1 protein-coding gene is annotated in these 1,507 nt (G+C 39.3%); it reads right to left on the reverse strand.

From position 1 onward, the window contains the following. Positions 1 to 126: 126 nt before the first annotated feature. Positions 127 to 1,308 carry a DUF481 domain-containing protein gene (locus E5A76_RS14260; RefSeq protein WP_161119318.1) on the reverse strand — a complete coding sequence of 394 codons (1,182 nt, stop codon included), beginning with the start codon at positions 1,306 to 1,308 and terminating at the stop codon, positions 127 to 129. Positions 1,309 to 1,507: the final 199 nt, after the last annotated feature.

A 1,507-nucleotide genomic window follows, 5' to 3' on the forward strand; every position in this document is an offset into this window, starting at 1 on the left:
ATTTTATTTTTTCAATGACAAAAAAGTGATAGTTTTTTATTGCTCTATTTACTATATGCAAAAAAAAACACATGCTTGTCTTATAAAAAAGAAAGCATGTGTTTTGGTTGCTAAGCGGTTGATTTACTATTTCAAACGATAAGTCACACCAAAGTTGACGGTAGTATCAACATCATCATTTCGATTGGTGCTTGGATCTGCTGGATTATAATCAATATTATCTTCTGTTTTCGATACCCCAGCCGACAACGACAAACTGATCGAATTCGATACATAGTAACGGAAAGTAGAGCGCAGCGAATTAGTCATGAGATCTTCTGTTTTATCACTGGCTGCATAGGTTAATAACCATGTATTTTCCCAATCGATATTGTCACGAAGCTCATAAGTTAACGACATCGTGTTTGATGCATTAAAGCCATTATCACCATCATCCAAAATAGCCGTTAAGATCGCTTCATTAGAAAATTGGGTTTGGTTATTGATTGGATAATGATATTCAGCACCCACTTCTAGCGCTGGCTTTGTATCAGAACCATCATAGTTCGTTAATACAGCACCAACACCAGCGCGAACTAACCAACCATATTTACGAGTAGAAATTCGCTCATTAACTAAGACATCGTAAGATTTGATCGCCCCTCTTGCTCCAAGGTTATCACCTAATGCCTTACCAATATCTTCAACCCAATATTCCGCATAATCCGCAGAGCCATATCGACTACGATAAGCTGGCTCTTTAGCAATCACTTGAGCAACATTCTGGTATGTTTCACGAGAGACGTTACCACGTAGTAAACCACGCTCTTGCAATGCCTGAACCACGCGAATCGCTTTGGCCATTGGGGTTGCATTCACCACACGACCATAGCCTAAACCGACAGTTAACTTGGTGAATGGGTCAACCATATCGGTTTGTGCACCCACTTCAGCTTTGCCGTACCAGAAAAAATCATTCACCGTTGGGGCAAAATACATATCATTGGTTAATGACGCTAATGCTTGATAGGTTTCTTTACGTTCATCATTGGCGTTTGGTCCTTGGCTAATGGTGCCGTCGCCAGTAAAATCAATGCGAGTATTGCGATTTGCAGATGAGAATACGCGATCATAATTGGCGCTCATCACCGCGTTATAACTGGTTTGATCTTGATTACCACTACGTAAATCAAATTGAGCATCTAAATAAGCATCTTCATAAGCCGATGTGGCTTCTTCATAATCAAACATGCTAACAGTATCAGCATAAGAAACTGACGATACCAGCAGACCAACCGCAGCGGAAACCGCAGTGATTGTTGATTTCATGATACTACTCCTCTAATTGTTATATTGTTTTTATGCCTTTTCAGTCCTTGAGAAACCTCGACTGTATTTACACAAACGCCATAGCAACAAGAAAAGTCACAACGAAATTTAATTAATTTTCTATATCTCAAATATAAGAAAGGCGAGCACAGTGGCTCGCCTCTTTAACTTACTCAAAACAGATAATTATGCTTATGAA

Origin of the sequence: Photobacterium lucens (assembly GCF_009873615.1) — a bacterium.
Lineage (GTDB): Bacteria > Pseudomonadota > Gammaproteobacteria > Enterobacterales > Vibrionaceae > Photobacterium > Photobacterium lucens.

Bases quoted from the DNA above. Each gene is read 5' to 3' on its own strand.
- E5A76_RS14260 (WP_161119318.1), bottom strand. From the start codon at position 1,308: ATGAAATCAACAATCACTGCGGTTTCCGCTGCGGTTGGTCTGCTGGTA.